At 61.1% G+C, this 17,790-nt stretch carries 15 protein-coding genes; 12 read left to right on the top strand and 3 right to left on the bottom strand.

Going from position 1 to position 17,790, the window contains the following annotated elements; all coding sequences use genetic code 11:
• Positions 1–7: 7 nt before the first annotated feature.
• From ROLI_RS09145 to ROLI_RS09135, 3 genes are read left to right on the top strand one after another with little or no spacing between them, the layout of a single operon-like run.
• Complete coding sequence (locus ROLI_RS09145) at positions 8–1,849, top strand: peptidyl-prolyl cis-trans isomerase (RefSeq protein ID WP_187429927.1); 1,842 nt, start codon at positions 8–10, stop codon at positions 1,847–1,849.
• 3 nt (positions 1,850–1,852) lie between these two features.
• A complete protein-coding gene (gene trpE / locus ROLI_RS09140; protein ID WP_187429926.1) occupies positions 1,853–3,364 on the top strand; it encodes an anthranilate synthase component I in 1,512 nt (503 codons plus the stop codon).
• 3 nt (positions 3,365–3,367) lie between these two features.
• Entirely contained in the window at positions 3,368–4,405 is a 1,038-nt protein-coding gene (locus ROLI_RS09135; RefSeq protein ID WP_187429925.1) for a succinylglutamate desuccinylase/aspartoacylase family protein, read from the top strand.
• 31 nt (positions 4,406–4,436) lie between these two features.
• Here ROLI_RS09135 and ROLI_RS09130 read toward each other — a convergent pair whose 3' ends face one another.
• The gene (locus ROLI_RS09130) at positions 4,437–6,071 is read right to left on the bottom strand and encodes a divergent polysaccharide deacetylase family protein (protein ID WP_316247439.1); all 1,635 of its coding nucleotides are present in this window, start codon (positions 6,069–6,071) and stop codon (positions 4,437–4,439) included.
• A gap of 290 nt (positions 6,072–6,361) precedes the next feature.
• On the opposite strand from ROLI_RS09130, the gene ROLI_RS09125 reads away from it, so the two are divergent.
• The 7 genes from ROLI_RS09125 (at position 6,362) to lexA (ending at position 11,865) form a co-directional block, all read left to right on the top strand.
• Entirely contained in the window at positions 6,362–6,943 is a 582-nt protein-coding gene (locus tag ROLI_RS09125; protein WP_187429924.1) for an aminodeoxychorismate/anthranilate synthase component II, read from the top strand.
• A complete protein-coding gene (trpD, locus tag ROLI_RS09120; RefSeq protein ID WP_187429923.1) occupies positions 6,940–7,959 on the top strand; it encodes an anthranilate phosphoribosyltransferase in 1,020 nt (339 codons plus the stop codon). The genes ROLI_RS09125 and trpD overlap by 4 nt, the downstream gene beginning before the upstream one ends.
• Positions 7,956–8,627 carry a uracil-DNA glycosylase gene (locus tag ROLI_RS09115; RefSeq protein WP_405049007.1) on the top strand — a complete coding sequence of 224 codons (672 nt, stop codon included), beginning with the start codon at positions 7,956–7,958 and terminating at the stop codon, positions 8,625–8,627. Before trpD ends, ROLI_RS09115 begins: the two co-directional genes overlap by 4 nt.
• Positions 8,624–9,436, top strand: coding sequence for an indole-3-glycerol phosphate synthase TrpC (gene trpC / locus ROLI_RS09110; protein ID WP_187429922.1), 813 nt, complete (start codon positions 8,624–8,626; stop codon positions 9,434–9,436). The genes ROLI_RS09115 and trpC overlap by 4 nt, the downstream gene beginning before the upstream one ends.
• A 1-nt stretch (position 9,437) precedes the next feature.
• Positions 9,438–9,917 carry a cyclic pyranopterin monophosphate synthase MoaC gene (gene moaC, locus ROLI_RS09105; RefSeq protein WP_187429921.1) on the top strand — a complete coding sequence of 160 codons (480 nt, stop codon included), beginning with the start codon at positions 9,438–9,440 and terminating at the stop codon, positions 9,915–9,917.
• Positions 9,914–11,086 (top strand): gephyrin-like molybdotransferase Glp, encoded by a 1,173-nt coding sequence (gene glp / locus ROLI_RS09100; protein ID WP_187429920.1) that lies wholly within the window; start codon positions 9,914–9,916, stop codon positions 11,084–11,086. The genes moaC and glp overlap by 4 nt, the downstream gene beginning before the upstream one ends.
• A 77-nt stretch (positions 11,087–11,163) precedes the next feature.
• Positions 11,164–11,865 carry a transcriptional repressor LexA gene (gene lexA / locus ROLI_RS09095; protein WP_187429919.1) on the top strand — a complete coding sequence of 234 codons (702 nt, stop codon included), beginning with the start codon at positions 11,164–11,166 and terminating at the stop codon, positions 11,863–11,865.
• On the opposite strand, the gene ROLI_RS09090 is transcribed toward lexA, so the two are convergent.
• Positions 11,859–13,907, bottom strand: coding sequence for a ComEC/Rec2 family competence protein (locus tag ROLI_RS09090; RefSeq protein ID WP_187429918.1), 2,049 nt, complete (start codon positions 13,905–13,907; stop codon positions 11,859–11,861). The two genes, lexA and ROLI_RS09090, sit on opposite strands and share 7 nt — an antisense overlap.
• A gap of 89 nt (positions 13,908–13,996) precedes the next feature.
• Here ROLI_RS09090 and gltX point away from each other — a divergent pair, with 89 nt between their 5' ends.
• Together gltX and gltA are read left to right on the top strand one after the other, a co-directional pair.
• Positions 13,997–15,409, top strand: coding sequence for a glutamate--tRNA ligase (gene gltX / locus ROLI_RS09085; protein WP_187429917.1), 1,413 nt, complete (start codon positions 13,997–13,999; stop codon positions 15,407–15,409).
• Positions 15,410–15,494: 85 nt separating this feature from the next.
• Entirely contained in the window at positions 15,495–16,790 is a 1,296-nt protein-coding gene (gene gltA, locus ROLI_RS09080; protein WP_187429916.1) for a citrate synthase, read from the top strand.
• A gap of 155 nt (positions 16,791–16,945) precedes the next feature.
• Here the strand turns inward: gltA and ROLI_RS09075 are convergent, their stop codons facing one another.
• Positions 16,946–17,722: an enoyl-CoA hydratase-related protein gene (locus ROLI_RS09075; protein WP_187429915.1), complete on the bottom strand. Its 777-nt coding sequence runs from the start codon at positions 17,720–17,722 to the stop codon at positions 16,946–16,948.
• Between the last annotated feature and the right edge of the window lie 68 nt (positions 17,723–17,790).

Genomic DNA, 17,790 nt, shown 5'->3' with positions numbered 1-17,790 from the left:
GGTGATTATGGCCAAGGGCACGTCTAGCATTTCAAAAACCGCCGTCTGGATTCTGATGGGTCTGCTTATTCTGGGTCTGGCTGGCTTTGGGGCCACCAACCTGTCAGGGAACATCCGCACCATTGGCACGGTGGGCAACCTGCCCGTCGCCGTCGATGATTACGCGCGCCAGTTGCAACAAGAAATGCAGGCCGTACAGCGCCAGACCGGCGAACCCCTACCCTTCGCGCAAGCGCAACAAATCGGGCTGGACCGCGCGGTCCTGCAACGCGTCGTTGCGACCCGTGCGCTCGATCACGAAGCCGCGCAGATCGGCCTGTCCATTGGCGATCAAAACCTGCGCGACCGCATTCTGGAAATATCCGCGTTCCGGGGTGTGGATGGTACGTTTGACCGGGACGGATACCGTTTTGCGCTGGAACAGAATGGCATTACCGAAGCGCAGTTCGAAATCCAGCTGCGCGAAGAAGTGGCGCGCACCCTTATTCAGGGCGCGATCCTGAACGGTGTTGTCATGCCCGACGCCTATGTCGATACGCTGGTGAATTTTGTGGGCGAACAGCGCAGCTTTACCTGGACCCGGTTGGAGGAAAGCGATCTTGTCGCGCCGATCCCTGCGCCGGATGATGCCACGCTGCGCGCACATTATGACGACAATGTTGACGTCTTTACCCTGCCCGAGACTAAGAAGATCACCTATGCCGTACTCACACCGGATGCGTTGATCGACGAGGTCGAGATTGCCGAGGCCGACCTGCGCGAGGCTTATGAGCAGCGCAGCGCCGAATTTGACCAACCCGAACGTCGTCTGGTCGAACGGCTTGCCTATTTCGATGATGCCGCCGCGCGTGAGGCCAAATCCACACTGGATGCCGGTGCGCGTTTTGAAAGCCTCGTTGAGGCGCGCGGGCTGGAGCTGGCAGATATCGATCTGGGTGATGTGAGCGAAGCCGAATTGGCGCAAGCCGGGGCAGAGGTATTTGCCGCACAGGTCGGCGCGATTGTCGGGCCGTTGCCCAGCACGCTTGGACCTGCCTTATTTCGTGTGAATGCGGTGCTGCCTGCGCTGTTCATTCCCTTTGAGGAGGCGCAACCTATCCTGCGCCCTGCGATCGCCGCCGATCGCGCCCGCCGCCTGGTCGAGGCGCAGGCCGAAAATCTGGACGATCTGCTCGCGGGGGGGGCCACACTCGAAGAGCTCGCCACGGACAGCGATATGCTTTTGGGCACCATCGACTGGAGCGCGCAGAGCACGGATGACATCGCCGCCTATGAAGCCTTCCGCCGCGCGGCCTTTGCCGTGACGGTCGAAGATTTCCCCGAGATCGAACAACTGGATGACGGCGGGCTTTTCGCCCTGCGCCTTGATGCGGTTCTGCCGCCCCGTCCCGCCCCCTTTGAAGAGGTGCGCGAGGACGTGCTGGCGCATTGGCAATCCGCTGAAGTCGCGGCCGCCCTGGCGGCGCAGGTTGACGCGCAACTGCCGCAATTGCGGGAGGGAACGGATTTTGCGGAACTGGGCCTTGACGCGGTGCGCGAAGAGAACCTCTTGCGCAGCAGTTTCGTCATGGGCACCCCGCCCGGTTTCATGTCGGATGTGTTTGATATGAACCTCGCCGACGTCGCGGTTCTGGAGGATCAGGCCGCCATCGTGGTGGTGAGACTGGACGGCATTGCCGCGCCCGAAGAGACAGAAGACACCGCCGCCCTGCGCACGCAGCTGGCGCAACAGGCAGGGCAAGCGCTGGCACAGGATATTTTTGAAATCTATAACGGGGATGTGACCCTGCGCGCCAATCCTCAGATCAACCCGCTGGCCTTGCAGGCCGTGCATGTGAATTTCCCCTGATCCATGGCGCTCACACCGCAATTTGACGCCTTTGAAGACGCCTATGGCGCGGGACGCAACCAGATCGTCTATACACGGCTGGCCGCGGATCTGGACACGCCTGTGTCGTTGATGCTGAAGCTCACCGGGGCCTGCGAAAACGCCTTCGTGCTGGAATCCGTGACCGGTGGTGAAGTGCGGGGGCGCTATTCCATCATCGGCATGAAGCCCGACCTGATCTGGCGCTGTAACGGCGAACGCAGCGAGATCAACCGCGCCGCCCGCTATGATGGGGAGGCGTTTACGCACCAAGAAGGCAATCCGCTGGACAACCTGCGCGCGCTTCTGGCCGAGAGCAAGATCGCGTTACCCGATGATCTGCCGCAGGCGGCGGCGGGCCTGTTCGGGTATCTCGGCTATGACATGGTGCGCCTGGTGGAGCACCTGCCCGACATCAACCCCGACCCGCTCGGCCTGCCCGATGCGGTGATGCTGCGCCCCTCCGTGGTGGCGGTGCTGGACGGGGTCAAAGGCGAAGTCACCGTGGTGTCCCCCGCCTGGGTCGCGGAGGGGCAATCGGCGCGCGCCGCCTATGCACAGGCCGCCGAACGCGTCATGGATGCGGTGCGCGATCTGGAACGCGCCATGCCGATGGCCACGCGAAACCTTGGCGACGCAGACGCCCCCGGCGAACCGGTCAGCAATTTCACGCATGAAGGGTATAAGGCGGCGGTCGAAACGGCGCGCGACTACATCCGTGCGGGCGATATTTTTCAGGTGGTCCCGGCGCAACGCTGGACACAGGATTTCAAACAGGACCCTTTCGCGCTTTATCGCAGTTTGCGGCGCACGAACCCCTCGCCCTTCATGTTCTATTTCAACTTCGGCGGCTTTCAGGTCATCGGGGCCAGCCCGGAAATCCTGGTGCGGGTCTTTGGCAGTGAGGTCACGATCCGACCCATCGCAGGCACGCGGCCGCGCGGTGCAACGCCCCAAGAGGACGACGCTTTGGAGGCGGATCTGCTTGCCGATCAGAAAGAGTTGGCCGAACATCTGATGCTGCTCGATCTGGGGCGTAATGACGTGGGCCGGGTCGCCAAGATCGGCACCGTGCGCCCGACCGAAGAATTCATCGTCGAACGCTACAGCCACGTCATGCACATCGTCTCCAATGTTGTGGGCGAATTGCACGACGACAAAGACGCGCTCGATGCGTTTTTCGCCGGCATGCCCGCAGGCACCGTATCGGGTGCGCCAAAGGTGCGCGCGATGCAGATCATCGACGAGTTGGAGCCGGAAAAGCGCGGCGTTTACGGCGGCGGTGTCGGCTATTTCAGCGCGGGGGGCGATATGGATATGTGTATCGCGCTGCGCACCGCGGTGGTTCAGGACCAAAAACTCTATATTCAAGCGGGCGGCGGCGTTGTCTATGACAGCGACCCTGAGGCGGAATTCCAGGAAACCGTGCATAAATCCAACGCGATCAGGCGCGCGGCGGCAGATGCGGCGCGTTTTTCCGGACAAGGGAACGACTGATCCATGCCCAACGCCCCGTTTGAAATCGCAGGCAAACGGATCGCGCGCGGCAGCAGTGAGACCGTGCACCTGCCCGTATCGACAATGCCGGATCACACGCCTGTCAATCTGTCGGTGCAGGTGCATCATGGCAAACGCGTGGGGCCGACGCTTTTTGTCTCCGCTGCCGTGCACGGCGATGAGGTCATCGGTGTGGAAATCGTGCGGCGGCTGTTGCGCGCGCCCCAACTCAAGACGCTGCGGGGCACCTTGTTGGTCATCCCGGTTGTGAATTCATTTGGGTTCCTCAACCGCTCGCGGTATCTGCCGGATCGGCGTGATTTGAACCGCTGTTTTCCCGGTCATCCTTCGGGGTCTTTAGGCGCGCGTCTCGCGCATATCTTCCTCAATGAGGTGGTGCTGCGCTGTGATGTCGGGGTTGACCTGCACTCCGCCGCCATCCACCGCACCAACCTGCCCCAGATCCGGGTTTCACCAGGTGATGCCGTGACCCGGAAAATGGCCGCCGCTTTTGGCGCGCCGGTTGTTTTGACCTCGCCGCTGCGCGAGGGCTCTTTACGCGGCGAAGCAGCAGCGCGCGGCACGCCCGTACTGCTCTATGAAGCGGGCGAAGGTCTGCGCTTTGACGAAATGGCGGTGCGGGCCGGGGTCATGGGCATTCTGCGCGTGATGCGTAGTCTTGATATGATCCCAGCCAAAGGCATCGCCAAAGCCAAGGTTGAACCCTATTATTGTAAATCCTCCACCTGGTTGCGCGCCCCGGCGGGTGGGCTGTTGCGCACATTCCGCGCCGAGGGCGAAACCGTTGAGACGGATGATGTTCTGGCGACGGTGTCCGATCCCTTCGGCGGCAAGGAAACCGATCTGCTGGCCCCATCGCCGGGCATCCTGATCGGGCGCGCCATCCTGCCTGTGGTCAACGAGGGGGACGCGGTGTTCCATCTTGCCGCGCTGAGTCCGCGCGTTTCAGAGGATACAGTCGAGGATCTCGCGACTCAGCTGGAAACCGATCCCCTGTTTGACGAAGATGAAATTATCTGACCTTTGTGCAAACTAAGTTTGCAAACATGCACTACTGACTTTGCAAAGTGGCGGAAACCGGCGACAATGCCACGGTTTTGGCCCGGTCCTGTAGCCCCCAGATCAGCAATGCGGAGATTGTGTCTTCGCGCAACCGGCCCAGCATGATGACATTGCCCTCACGCCCCGCCTTGAACGCCGCTTGGTCCAGAAACCTGCGGATGACGGTTGGTGTCTGTTCCGCACTGTCAAAGTCGCGAAACACCACCGCCGAGGGCACACCGGATTTGGCTGCGAGTTTCTGTACCGTATTCAATCCGTTGTTTTGCGTCACAAACCCATGCCCGGTTTGCGCCAAAATATCCGCCACCTGCTGGGCTGCATCGCGACTGCCTTGCACACCTTCACCGACACCTTCCAGCACACCGACCGCCTCAGGCACAGCCTCTAGCGCGACAGAAAGGGTCACTTCGGCGTCCTGCGCGCTCGCCCCTGCGGGCAGATCCACGAGGGCGAGAACCTCGAACCCCTCAGCCCGATACGCCATCATCCGCTCTGAGGCGTCCGGCAATTTGGCGTCCACGGCAAATGTAACGGGATAGGGAAAACGACGCAAAGCGGGCAAACCGATATTACCGCGCGACAGATCCACGCCTTCATCCATCAAAACGATGGCCATGACGGGCTTGTTTTCACTGTTGTCAAACCGCACGGCAAATTGCTCCACCGGGCGCGGCAGCGACGCTTCGGAGGGGCCAACATCACGCGCAGGCCCGGAATTTACCTCCTCGGCGGACAGATCACGCACGACCGGCAACCTGTTTGTGACGACTTCGGAGGCCGCATTATTTGTAGACCCCGCAGAACCCTGGGGGTCCATTTCATCTTTTCGGTGCGATGGCTCTTCAGGGGGTGCCAGCCCATCGGTTGGCGCAAACACCGTTTGATTTTCCGTTTCAACCGGGGGCACAGGCAAGATGTCATCCGGTTCTGCATCGCGATCCGCCGCAATGGCGGCATCCTGTGACACGGTCCCGAGATCGTCCACCGGCGCGGGCACCTCAAAGGGCTGCGTTTCAAGCGGAACCGCAGGGGCGCGGGGCTGGTCGGGGTCTGCTGAAATCGAAGCGGCAATGCCGGGCGGGCTTTCGGGCGGATCAACCTCTTCGGTACCCCCGAAAACCATATCATCCGCCCGCGGCGGCATCGGTTGCACCGGGTCAATGCTCAGGGCCAACTCGGGATCGGCTGGCGCGATTGGTGGCTGCGCAGGGTCAGTTGAAACGGAGAGCGACGGCGTGTCGCCAGGTACCTGCAACCCGGCGGCTGGCGCGCTGGAGGTCACGGGCGCTTCACGCCGGCTCGTCTCAATTTTCGGCGCGCCGGTATCCACATCCGGGTCGATCAGATCGGAGGCATCACCTGTTTCGGGTTGCGCTGCGGATGCCGTCGCCTCCTGCGGCAAAGCGGCCAGTGTATCTGGCTCGGGCGCAGGCGCTTGTTTGGACGTGCTCCGGGTATTTTCATCCGGCACATCAACGGCCTCAAAGCTCTCCACGGTCTGTGGCGCAACGGCGATCTGCGCTGGCGCGACCCTCTCAACCTCGGACGTCGGCGCGGTTTCCACCTGCCTCACGGGCTCGGGCGTTTGGGATGCGACGGGTGCGGGTGCCGCGACCGTCTCCACCGGCCTCCGTGGACCTGGCGCAACTGTCGAGACCACAGCCAAGGCACAGATACTCACTGCGCCACCCCAAAAAGCTCCGCTCAGAAAACCTCGTGCCACGATCCGCTCACCCCATCTCGTCCCGTTTCATGCGTCAAGCCCTGCGCTGCGGGACCTTCTGCTCCAGTCACGTCCTGACCTTTTGTGCGTGTTTGCGCCCCTTGACGCAGCCTTGCAAGCCTGAACATGTATGCACCATATATACCGCGCTCGGGCCCTCCTGCTCCAGCCCCGAATTCAAAGATTTGACCATGTTGCTGCTGATCGACAATTACGACAGTTTTACCTATAACCTTCTGCATTATCTGGGCAGTCTGGGGGCGGATGTTGTCGTGCACCGTAATGATGCGCTGGATGTGCAACAAGCCATGGCGATGAACCCCGCCGGTATTTTACTCTCGCCCGGACCTTGCGATCCCGATCAGGCGGGAATTTGCCTTGCAATCACCCAGGCCGCGGCGGAAACCCGCACGCCCTTGATGGGGGTCTGTTTGGGGCATCAGACCATCGGGCAGGCCTTTGGTGGCAAGGTGGTTCAGGCCCGCGACATCGTGCATGGCAAGATGGGCCAGATCGAACATAACGGCACCGGCCTCTTTGCCGGGCTGCCCGCGCCTTTTGCCGCCACGCGCTATCATTCGCTGACCGTGGATCGCGACACTTTGCCCGACTGTCTGGAGATCACAGCCGACCTCGCGGATGGCACGATCATGGGGTTGCAGCACCGCGAATTGCCGATCCACGGGGTTCAATTCCACCCGGAATCGATCCGTTCGGAGCATGGTCACGCGTTGTTGCAGAACTTCCTCAATGAAATGAAGGTGCCGGCATGAGTGATGCGCTGAAACCTTTGATCGGGGCTGCCGCGAGCGGTGCCTTGAGCAAGGAGCAGGCCGAGGCGGCCTTTGAAATCCTCTTTGACGGCGAAGCCACGCCTAGCCAGATAGGCGGTTTTCTGATGGCGCTGCGCACGCGCGGCGAAACCGTCGACGAATATGCCGCCGCCGCCGCCGTGATGCGGCGCAAATGCCATGCAGTGCGCGCGCCCAAGGGGGCGATGGACATCGTTGGCACCGGGGGTGACGGCAAGGGCACGCTGAATATATCCACCGCAACCGCCTTTGTGGTGGCCGGTGCGGGCGTCGTCGTGGCGAAGCACGGCAACCGCAACCTCAGCTCGAAATCCGGTGCCGCCGATGCGCTGACCCAAATGGGGCTGAACGTCATGGTCGGTCCTAAAATCGTGGAAAAGGCATTAATCGAGGCCGGGATCGGCTTCATGATGGCCCCGATGCACCACCCTGCGATTGCTCATGTGATGCCGACGCGGGCCGAATTGGGGACGCGCACGATTTTCAACATTCTGGGCCCGCTGACCAATCCGGCGGGCGTCAAACGTCAGCTGACAGGCGCGTTTTCGCGCGATCTGATCCGCCCGATGGCTGAGACGCTGCGCGCTCTGGGATCCGAAAAGGCCTGGCTCGTGCATGGCTCGGATGGCACGGATGAATTGACCATCACCGGTGTGTCCTGGGTCGCGGCCCTCAATGCGGATGGTTCCGTTACGGATCATGAGGTCCACCCGGAGGACGCCGGGTTGCCAGTGCATCCTTTCGAGGCGATTGTTGGGGGTACACCCGAAGAAAATGCACGAGATTTCAAAGCATTGCTGGACGGTCAGGCATCGGCCTACCGCGATGCAGTTCTGTTGAATTCCGCCGCCGCACTCCTCGTGGCAGATGCCGTTTCGGACCTCAGGGAAGGCGTGGCGCGCGCAGCGGCAGCCATTGACAGCGGGGCAGCCCAGGATAAAATCGCCGCCGTCGCCAAAATCACCCAGACAGCGTGAGCGACTGTGCGCTGCGCGGTATTGGAGACTGGGCGCAATTGCCCTTTTTTGCACGCGACTGGCACGACATCAAGGCGCGGCTATGCGCAGATCAGCGCCAGATATTACCGCCCCCCGGCCTGGTGTTTCGGGCTCTGGAACGGGTACAGCCGGAGGCCGTCAAGGTCGTCATTCTCGGTCAGGACCCCTACCCGACACCGGGTCACGCCCATGGCCTTGCGTTTTCAGCGGATGCAAAAACCCGTCCCCTGCCACGATCCCTGGGCAATATCTTCAAGGAAATGCAGGATGATCTGCGGGCCGCCCCCCCCAACGCGGATCTGGGGTTCTGGGCCGATCAGGGCGTCTTGCTGCTCAACACCATCCTGACCGTTCCCGCCGGGGAAGCCAAGGGGCATGACAAGCTCGGCTGGCAAAGTCTGACGGGCGACATCCTAGACCGGCTGGAGGATCAACCCCGCGCCTATCTGCTCTGGGGCGCGGGCGCGCAGAAAACCGCGCGGCACGTCGATCCGACCGCAAATCTGAAAATCGAAACGGCCCATCCCTCGCCTCTCTCTGCACGGCGTGGGTTTTTCGGCTCGCGCCCCTTCAGTCGGGTCAATGCATGGTTGCAGGCGCGCGGCGCGCAGGCCATAAACTGGACGCATGCGCCGGAGAACATATGACCGATACCATCCTTGAAAAGATCAAAGCCTATAAATTGGACGAAGTGGCCGCAGACAAGGCCGCCAAGCCCCTTGCAGAGGTCGAAGCGGAAGCACGTGAAGCCCCCCCCGTGCGCCCCTTTGGGGATGCGTTGCACCATGCGACGTTTCATGGGTACGGGTTGATCGCCGAGATCAAGAAAGCCAGCCCCTCCAAAGGGTTGATCAGAGCCGATTTTGATCCGGCAACGCTGGCAGAGGCCTACAGCGAGGGTGGCGCGACGTGCCTTTCAGTGTTGACGGACACGCCAAGTTTTCAGGGAGCCAAAGAATACCTCGTGCAAGCGCGCGCCGCCTGTGATCTGCCGGTTCTGCGCAAGGATTTCATCTATGACACCTATCAGGTCGCCGAGGCGCGCGCCTTGGGGGCCGATTGTATTTTGATCATCATGGCCTCCGTCAGTGACGATCAGGCGCTTGAACTGGAAGCCGCCGCCGTTGACTGGGGCATGGATGTTTTGATTGAGGTGCATGACGGGCAAGAGCTTGTGCGCGCCGGCCGTCTCAAGAGCCGTCTGATCGGCATCAACAACCGCAACTTAAAGACCTTTGAGACAACCCTTGATACCACGCGCACCCTGTCTCGCGATGTCCCCGAAGACCGGTTGATCGTATCCGAATCCGGTCTGAGCACGCCTGCAGATCTTGCCGATATGGCGCGCTATGGGGCGCGGATCTTTCTGATTGGCGAAAGCCTGATGCGCCAGGCGGATGTCGCTCAGGCCACGCGCGATTTGCTGGCCAACCCGATGACCGCAGGGGGCATGTGACGTGACGGGCAAACTCACGCATTTTGACGCCAAGGGCGACGCCCATATGGTAGATGTGGGCGACAAACCGATCACGGACCGTGTGGCAACAGCGGGCTGTAACATTAAGATGATGCCAGAAACATATGATATCATTATAGATGGTCGCGCCAAAAAGGGTGACGTTCTAGGCGTGGCGCGGCTTGCCGGGATCATGGCGGCAAAACGGACCTCTAATCTTATCCCGCTCTGTCATCCGCTGCCGATTACCAAGGTCGCCGTCGAATTTACCCCCGATGCCGCTTTGCCCGGCTTTCACATCGAAGCCACTGTCAAGACAACGGGTCAAACCGGCGTTGAGATGGAAGCTCTTACCGCCGCCTCTGTTGCTGCGCTGACCGTATATGACATGGCAAAAGCTGTTGATAAAGGCATGATAATCAATGACCTGCGCGTCGTTCTTAAAGACGGTGGCAAGTCCGGACGGTTCGAGGCACAATGATACCCGTCGCTGAGGCGCTTGAGCATCTTTTCAGTCTGGTGACCCCGCTCGAGGTGGAATCTGTGCCGCTGCGCCAGGCCGCCGGTCGGGTGCTGGCGCGGGATGCCGTTGCGACCCGCACGCAGCCGCCTTTTGATGCCTCCTCAATGGACGGCTATGCGCTGCGCCGCTCTGAGATGGAGCCGGATGCGATGTTCAAAGTCGTTGGCGAGGCCGCAGCAGGCCACGGGTTTTCGGGCCGCATCGGGCCGGGTCAATGCGTGCGGATATTCACCGGTGCGCCAATCCCCCAAGACGTTGATTTTGTTGTGATTCAGGAGGACGTGACACGGCGCGGCGATCTGATCACGCTGAACCGCGAGATTGGCGACAAGGATAACATCCGTCCGGCGGGGGGCGATTTCAAACGCGGCGATGTCATCAAGGCCCCGCGCCGCCTTGGAGCGCCCGACGTCGCACTTCTGGCGGCCATGAACATCGCGATTGTCCCGGTCACGCGGCGGCCCATTGTGGCCATCATGGCGACGGGGGATGAATTGGTCATGCCCGGTGAGGTGCCCGGAGCGGATCAGATCATCGCCTCCAATACATTCGGGCTTGCCGCGCAGCTTGAGGCCATTGGCGCCGAGACCCGCATGATACCGATTGCACGCGATACCCCTGCCGCGCTCAAGACCGCCTTTGCGCTGACGGGCGGTGCGGATTTGATCATCACAATCGGCGGTGCGTCCGTTGGGGACCATGATCTGGTAGCGCCCGTGGCGGCGGAGCTGGGCATGGAGCAGTCATTTTACAAGGTCGCCATGCGTCCCGGCAAACCCCTGATGGCCGGGCGATTGAAGGGGGCGGCGATGATTGGCCTGCCTGGCAATCCCGTTTCGGCGCTGGTCTGTGGAACGGTTTTCGTGGCCCCGTTGGTCTGCGCAATGCTGGGCTTGCCTGCGCGCGCGATGGCCCGCTTGCAGACACAACTCGCCGCCCCCTTGCCGGCCAACGGACCGCGCGAGCACTACATGCGTGCCAGTGTTGATCCCGAAGGGTTGCGCGCCTTTGATCGCCAGGACAGCTCGCTTTTGACTGTTCTGGCGCATTCAAACGCACTTCTCGTGCGCCCACCACATGACCCCGCGCGCGCAGTTGGTGACACTGTCTCCTATCTGGCGCTGTGAAACCCTTAAGAAAACGTTGACACAAAACGGGAACATCCCTAGAACAAATGCAAATTCAGGCGTCGGAGGACCAAAAGATGCTCACTAAGAAGCAGTTGGATTTGCTGGAGTTCATTCAAAAGCGCATGCAGCGCGATGGCGTGCCTCCCAGCTTTGATGAAATGAAAGAGGCGCTCGATCTGCGCTCGAAATCCGGCATTCACCGGCTGATCACGGCTCTGGAAGAGCGCGGCTTCATTCGCCGCCTTGCCCACCGGGCGCGCGCATTGGAGATTGTGAAATTGCCCGAGAGCCTTGGCGGCGCGCCAACTGCCGGGTTCACCCCGCGCGTGATCGAGGGGGATAAGCCCGATGCCCCCATGCCGCCCGCAGCACAGGGTGTCACCACCGCTTTTTCGACCGAATTGCCACTGATGGGTCGGATCGCCGCGGGCGTGCCGATCGAAGCGATCAACCAGCAATCCCACAATGTCACAGTGCCAAGCCAGATGTTGTCGGGATCGGGCGAGCATTACGCGCTTGAAGTGCGCGGAGATTCGATGATCGAGGCCGGGATCAACGACGGCGATGTCGTGGTGATCAAGGAAACCAGTGTGGCGGATAATGGCGATATCGTCGTGGCATTGGTTGAGGACCATGAGGCAACCCTCAAACGCTATAGGCGCAAAGGTCAGACCATTGCGCTCGAAGCGGCAAATCCTGCCTATGAAACGCGGGTTTTTCGGGATGATCAGGTCAAGGTGCAGGGCAAGCTGGTCGGGCTGATCCGGACCTATTGATCACCGCGTTTTGGCTTGTGCCAGGGTGACCAGAGCCGGTCGCCGGTGACGTCCCTGACAGATATCAGTTTTACGCCCTCTGCGCCCGTTGTGATATAGACCGCGCCCATGTTTTTCATGCGCGCGGGATCCAGCAGGACGCAGCCGGTTGCGGTTTTGGGCAGGTCGAGATTTGCCACGATGATCTGATCCTGGGTGCAGCCCCGGAACCCCGCCACGGCTTTTTTGCCCGCCAGATGTGTGATACGAGTGCCTCCGGGCAGAAGGGTGGCGCGCCTGTCCTGCCAGCGCGCGGCGGCTGTGCCCTGATCGGTCATCTCACCGTCGTTTTCGAGCCAGTTGCGCGCAACAAAACCAGCGCCTTTCGCCTTGCTGAGCGCGCGCCCTTCGGCGGTCATGATCCCCACCAACGCGCCGTTTTCCGCGATCAATCCAATGGGGCGATCTGTATCAACCCAGAGCCAGAAGGCCGCAATGACAGGGAGGATGCCAACCATCCGCGTCCGCCCCTGCCACAGACAAAGCCACAGGCACCCCAGGGCAATCATGGGCAGGACGGCAATGCCCGGTCCGTGCACGAAGGAACGCGCACCGTCCAGATGCGCGATGAAAGTGCCGACCTCAAGAATCCAGCGCAGCCCCAGGCCCATGACCCAAAGACCGATCCAATCCAGCCCAAAGGGTGCCAGCAGCGCCGCTACAACCGCCGCCGGGACCACAACCGTGCCCATCATCGGAACCGAGGTCAGATTGGCCAGCAACCCGTAATGTGAGAGCGCGTTGAAATGCGCCGCCCCAATGGGGGCCGTTGCCAGACCCGCGACGCCCGAAGAGATCAGCACAGCAACAACCGGCTTTGCCCAGGTGGGACCCATCGAGATCTGATGATCCCGCATGTATCCAAAGACCGCAACCAGCGCCGTGGTGGCGGCAAAGGACATCTGGAACCCCGGCCCCAGGAGAGCTTCGGGGCGCAGGAACAGCACGATGGTGGCGGCAATGGCAACCGCGCGCAGGCTGATCGCGCGCCGGTTCAGCATCAAGGCCGTCAGGGCCACGGCGACCATGATGAAGGCGCGCTCGGTCGCCACATTCCCGCCCGACAAGGCGAGGTAGCAGCAGGCCACGATCAACGCCCCACCCGCCGCCATTTTGCGCGCGGGGATGCGCAGAGCCAGCGGCGGGATCAGCGCGATTGAGACGCGCAGCAAGGCAAAGACGAAGCCGGTCAACAGCCCCATATGCAAGCCCGAAATCGCCAATAGATGTGCCAGATTACTGGCGCGCAAATCCTCAAGCGCCTCCTGGCTGATGGCGCTGCGCGAGCCGGTTGTGACCGCCACCGCCACGCCACCGACATCACCGGGCAGGACCTCAAGCATGCGCGCAGCGACCGCCATGCGCACCCGGAAAATCACCAGATCAAGCCGGCCATCCTCTGGCAGTGCAATCGCCAGCAAAGGGACCCGTGAATACCCGACGCCGCCCAATTGGCCAAACCACGCATGGCGTTGGAAATCGAAACCACCCGGCTCGACCGGCCCGCCGGGGGGGGAGACATGCGCTGTGGTAAGCACCCGCAGGCCCGGCGTGGGGGTGACGCTCAGGCTCTGATCGCCGTGCAGCGATATGCGCACCCGTTCCGGCGTGCGTTCCGGTGGCGTGCGTTCCAGCACTACCTCATCGAGGGTCAGGCGCAGCGCATCCGAGCCGCTGCGGTCAATGTTGACGATGCGCCCTTCCACCGGGCCGTAATAGCGCCACCCCATCACCGGACTTGCGACATCATGCGCGCGGTATGCGGCCAGTAAAAAACCGGTGGCGACCAGCGCCGTAGCGATCAGTAACGGACGAAACGCATCCCCCAGCAAGCGCGCCAGACCCAGGCAAGTGATTGCGGATAAACCGATCGCGCCCAAAAAGGTGTCCGAGGGTTCAAAGCGGATCAGGAAATACCAACCAATACCAATGGCCAGACAAATCGGCACCCATTCAAACAGCGCGCCGCGCTGCTCGAGCAAGATCGCCCGGATTTGGAACACGCCGCACCTCCTTGCCCCCGTCCACCGCACTGGATAGACAGACGGTCTAGATTTACGCCCCTCATGGTTACTGAAAGGTAAACGCAAGCATGTCAGCGCCCGTCGTCACCCGTTTTGCCCCCTCTCCTACCGGATTTCTGCACATCGGGGGCGCGCGCACGGCGCTTTTCAACTGGCTTTATGCGCGCGGTCGGGGGGGCAAATTTCTGCTGCGCATCGAGGATACGGACCGCGCACGTTCCACGCCGGAGGCAACGGCGGCGATCCTGCAAGGCATGGGCTGGCTCGGGCTGGATCATGACGGCGAGATCGTCAGCCAGTTCGAGAATGCCCCCCGCCACGGCGCCGTGGCGCATGAGCTGCTGGCGGCGGGCAAGGCCTATAAGTGTTTCGCAAGCCAGGAGGAAATCGCAACCTTCCGCGAGCAAGCCCGCGCGGCGGGGCAAAACACCCTCTACCGCTCGCCCTGGCGCGATGCCGCCCCTGCGACCCATCCGGATGCCCCCTTTGTCATTCGCATAAAGGCGCCCCAGACCGGGCAGACCATCATCCGGGATCGCGTCCAGGGTGACGTCACGATCCGTAATGATCAGCTCGACGACATGGTCCTGCTCCGTTCGGATGGCACGCCCGTCTATATGCTGGCGGTTGTCGTTGATGACCATGATATGGGGGTGACCCATGTGATCCGCGGCGATGATCACCTCAATAATGCGGCGCGTCAGATGATGATCTATGAGGCGATGGGCTGGGAGGTGCCGGTCTGGGCGCATATCCCGCTGATCCATGGGCCGGATGGTAAGAAACTGTCCAAACGCCACGGCGCTCTGGGCGCGCAGGAATATCAGGCCATGGGGTATCCGGCGGCGGGGATGCGCAATTATCTGGCGCGCCTGGGATGGAGCCATGGAGATGATGAGTTCTTTAGCGATGCGCAGGCAAAGGATTGGTTCGACCTCTCCGGGATCGGCAAAAGCCCTGCCCGCTTTGATGTGAAGAAACTGGAAAACCTGTCGGGACAGCATATCGCGCAGGCCGATGACGCCGCGTTGCAGCATGAAATTGTCGCCTATCTTGAGGCCTCCGGGCAGGCCCCCTTGTCACAGGCGCAGTCAGACATGTTGTTACGTGCCATGCCCTGCGTCAAGGAGCGGGCAAAGACATTGCCTGAACTCCTTGAAAAAGCACACTTTGCGTTAACGACTCGTCCGGTAGAACAAGATGAGAAAGCCGCGCGGCACCTGGATACGGTATCCCGTGGTATGCTCAGAGAATTGACGCCGCATTTGCAAACTGATAGCTGGGGGAAGGAAAATCTGGAGAACGTGCTGAACCGGTTTGCACAGAGCAAGGATACGAAATTCGGCAAGCTGGCCGGACCTCTGCGCGCCGCACTTTCGGGGCGTGCCGCAACACCTTCGGTTTTTGACATGATGCTGGTTCTGGGCCAGCAAGAGACCCTCGCCCGATTGAGCGATGCCGCAGAGGATGCAGGGGGATGACCCGGCACCGATAAACGACTGGACGCAGATCGCGTCAGAAGCCGCACGTCAGGTGCGCCCGCAAGAATGACAGGAAGGACCACGCATGTCTGAAAATACAAAATCCGCGAAGTTGAGCATTGACGGTAAGGAATTCGATCTGCCGATCCTCTCCCCGACCGCGGGGCCGGATGTGGTGGATATCCGCAAACTCTATGCGCAGGCGGGTGTATTCACCTATGATCCGGGCTTCACCTCAACGGCGAGCTGCGACAGTACAATCACCTTCATTGATGGGGATAAGGGTGAATTGCTGCACCGGGGATATCCGATCGACCAACTTGCCGGTCAGTCGCATTACCTCGAGGTCTGTTACCTGCTGCTCTATGGTGAGTTGCCCACACCCGCCGAGCTCGAAGATTTCGAATGCCGGGTGACCAACCACACCATGCTGCATGAGCAGATGATGAATTTCTTCCGCGGATTCCGCCGGGACGCGCATCCAATGGCCGTTATGACTGGCGTGGTCGGTGCCATGTCCGCCTTCTATCACGACAGCACCGATATATCCGATCCCTGGCAGCGCGAAGTCGCCTCGATCCGTCTTATTGCAAAAATGCCGACCATCGCCGCGATGGCCTATAAATACACCATCGGGCAGCCCTTCGTTTATCCGCGCAACGATCTGGATTACGCCTCCAATTTCCTGCGCATGTGCTTTGCCGTGCCTGCGGAGGATTATGAGGTCAACCCGATCCTCAGCCGGGCGATGGACCGCATTTTCACGTTGCATGCGGATCACGAACAGAATGCGTCAACCTCCACCGTGCGGCTCGCCTCTTCATCCGGGGCAAACCCATTCGCTTGTATCGCGGCGGGCATTGCCTGCCTCTGGGGTCCGGCGCATGGCGGGGCGAACCAGGCCTGTCTTGAGATGCTCAACGAGATCGGTACGCCGGATCGTATTCCCGAATTCATCGCCCGCGCGAAAGATAAAAATGATCCCTTCCGCCTGATGGGATTTGGGCACCGGGTTTATAAGAACATTGACCCGCGCGCGAAAGTCTTGAAGCAATCCGCCGATGAGGTGCTCGATCTGCTCGGGGTTGAGGACAATCCGATCCTACAGGTTGCCAAGGAACTGGAAGCCGCAGCGCTGGCCGATCCCTATTTTGCCGAAAAGAAACTCTTCCCGAATGTGGATTTCTATTCCGGTATTATCCTTGAAGCCATGGGGTTCCCGACCTCCATGTTCACACCCATTTTCGCGCTCAGCCGGACGGTCGGCTGGATTTCGCAGTGGAAAGAGATGATAGCCGATCCGCAGAATAAAATCGGGCGTCCTCGCCAACTCTATCTTGGCAGCACTGCGCGCAACTACGAGGATATCGAAAACCGTTGATCGATGGGGCGCGCCCGTCTCCTGAGACAGGGCGCGCGATGCCAAAATGGCGCTGCCCACGCGGCGGAGGGTCTTGAGCTGATCGCGCCATGTGAGCCAGTCTTCGGCGCGGCCTTAAAAGGATTGGGGAGGGTCAGTGCGAAAGCCGCGCAGTCTTAGCGTCCCTCAAAACGTGCAGGGCGTTTTTCGGTGAAAGCAAGGACCCCTTCCTTGAAATCTCGCGATTTGCCGCAAGCGCCCTGCTGTTTCGCCTCAAAGCTCAGCTGATCTTCCATGCTGTTGTCCCAGCTGCCACGGATCACTTTCTTGATCGCGGCATAGGCGGCGGTGGGTCCTTGCGCCAAATGCTGCGCGCGCGCGCGCCAATGGGCCACAAAGGCGTCATCCGGAACTGCTTCCCAGATCATGCCCCAGTCATCTGCCTGACGCGCGGTGATCTTATCGGCAAAAAGCGCCGCCCCCATCGCTTTGGCGGTCCCCATCGTGCGCGGCAGAACATAGGTCCCCCCCGCATCCGGGATCAGACCGATGCGCGCAAAAGCCTGCAAAAAATACGCGCTTTCCGCTGCAATGACCACATCAGCGGCCAGCGCCAGATTGGCACCGGCCCCCGCGGCGGCCCCATTCACGGCAGCAATCGTGGGCACAGGACACTCGGTGATGGCGCGCAACATCGGTGCATATTCATCGCGCAGGGTGCGTTCCAGATCAAGGTTCGCCGCACTGACCCGGTCGCCCAGATCCTGCCCCGAACAAAAGGCGCGCCCTGCCCCGGTCAAGACCACGACACGGGCGGTCTTGCCCGCCTCGGACACGGCATAGGCAATTTCGGCGCGCATCTGCGTGCTCAACGCATTCATCTTTTCCGCGCGGTTCAGGGTAATCGTTGCGACGCCGTCTTCTGTGTCACACATCAGGGTTTGATAATCCATCGGGGTTCCTTTTTCTTCGGGCTTGCCCCCGTCATATCAAAATGAGCGCATCAGAACAGAGCAACGAA

The organism is Roseobacter fucihabitans, from assembly GCF_014337925.2.
Lineage (GTDB): Bacteria > Pseudomonadota > Alphaproteobacteria > Rhodobacterales > Rhodobacteraceae > Roseobacter > Roseobacter fucihabitans.
This window is presented reverse-complemented; position numbering and strand designations above follow the sequence as displayed.

Coding starts and splice junctions, on each gene's coding strand:
- ROLI_RS09145 (WP_187429927.1), top strand. CDS start 8: ATGGCCAAGGGCACGTCTAGCATTTCAAAAACCGCCGTCTGGATTCTG.
- trpE (WP_187429926.1), top strand. CDS start 1,853: ATGGCGCTCACACCGCAATTTGACGCCTTTGAAGACGCCTATGGCGCG.
- ROLI_RS09135 (WP_187429925.1), top strand. CDS start 3,368: ATGCCCAACGCCCCGTTTGAAATCGCAGGCAAACGGATCGCGCGCGGC.
- ROLI_RS09125 (WP_187429924.1), top strand. CDS start 6,362: ATGTTGCTGCTGATCGACAATTACGACAGTTTTACCTATAACCTTCTG.
- trpD (WP_187429923.1), top strand. CDS start 6,940: ATGAGTGATGCGCTGAAACCTTTGATCGGGGCTGCCGCGAGCGGTGCC.
- trpC (WP_187429922.1), top strand. CDS start 8,624: ATGACCGATACCATCCTTGAAAAGATCAAAGCCTATAAATTGGACGAA.
- glp (WP_187429920.1), top strand. CDS start 9,914: ATGATACCCGTCGCTGAGGCGCTTGAGCATCTTTTCAGTCTGGTGACC.
- lexA (WP_187429919.1), top strand. CDS start 11,164: ATGCTCACTAAGAAGCAGTTGGATTTGCTGGAGTTCATTCAAAAGCGC.
- gltX (WP_187429917.1), top strand. CDS start 13,997: ATGTCAGCGCCCGTCGTCACCCGTTTTGCCCCCTCTCCTACCGGATTT.
- gltA (WP_187429916.1), top strand. CDS start 15,495: ATGTCTGAAAATACAAAATCCGCGAAGTTGAGCATTGACGGTAAGGAA.
- ROLI_RS09075 (WP_187429915.1), bottom strand. CDS start 17,722: ATGGATTATCAAACCCTGATGTGTGACACAGAAGACGGCGTCGCAACG.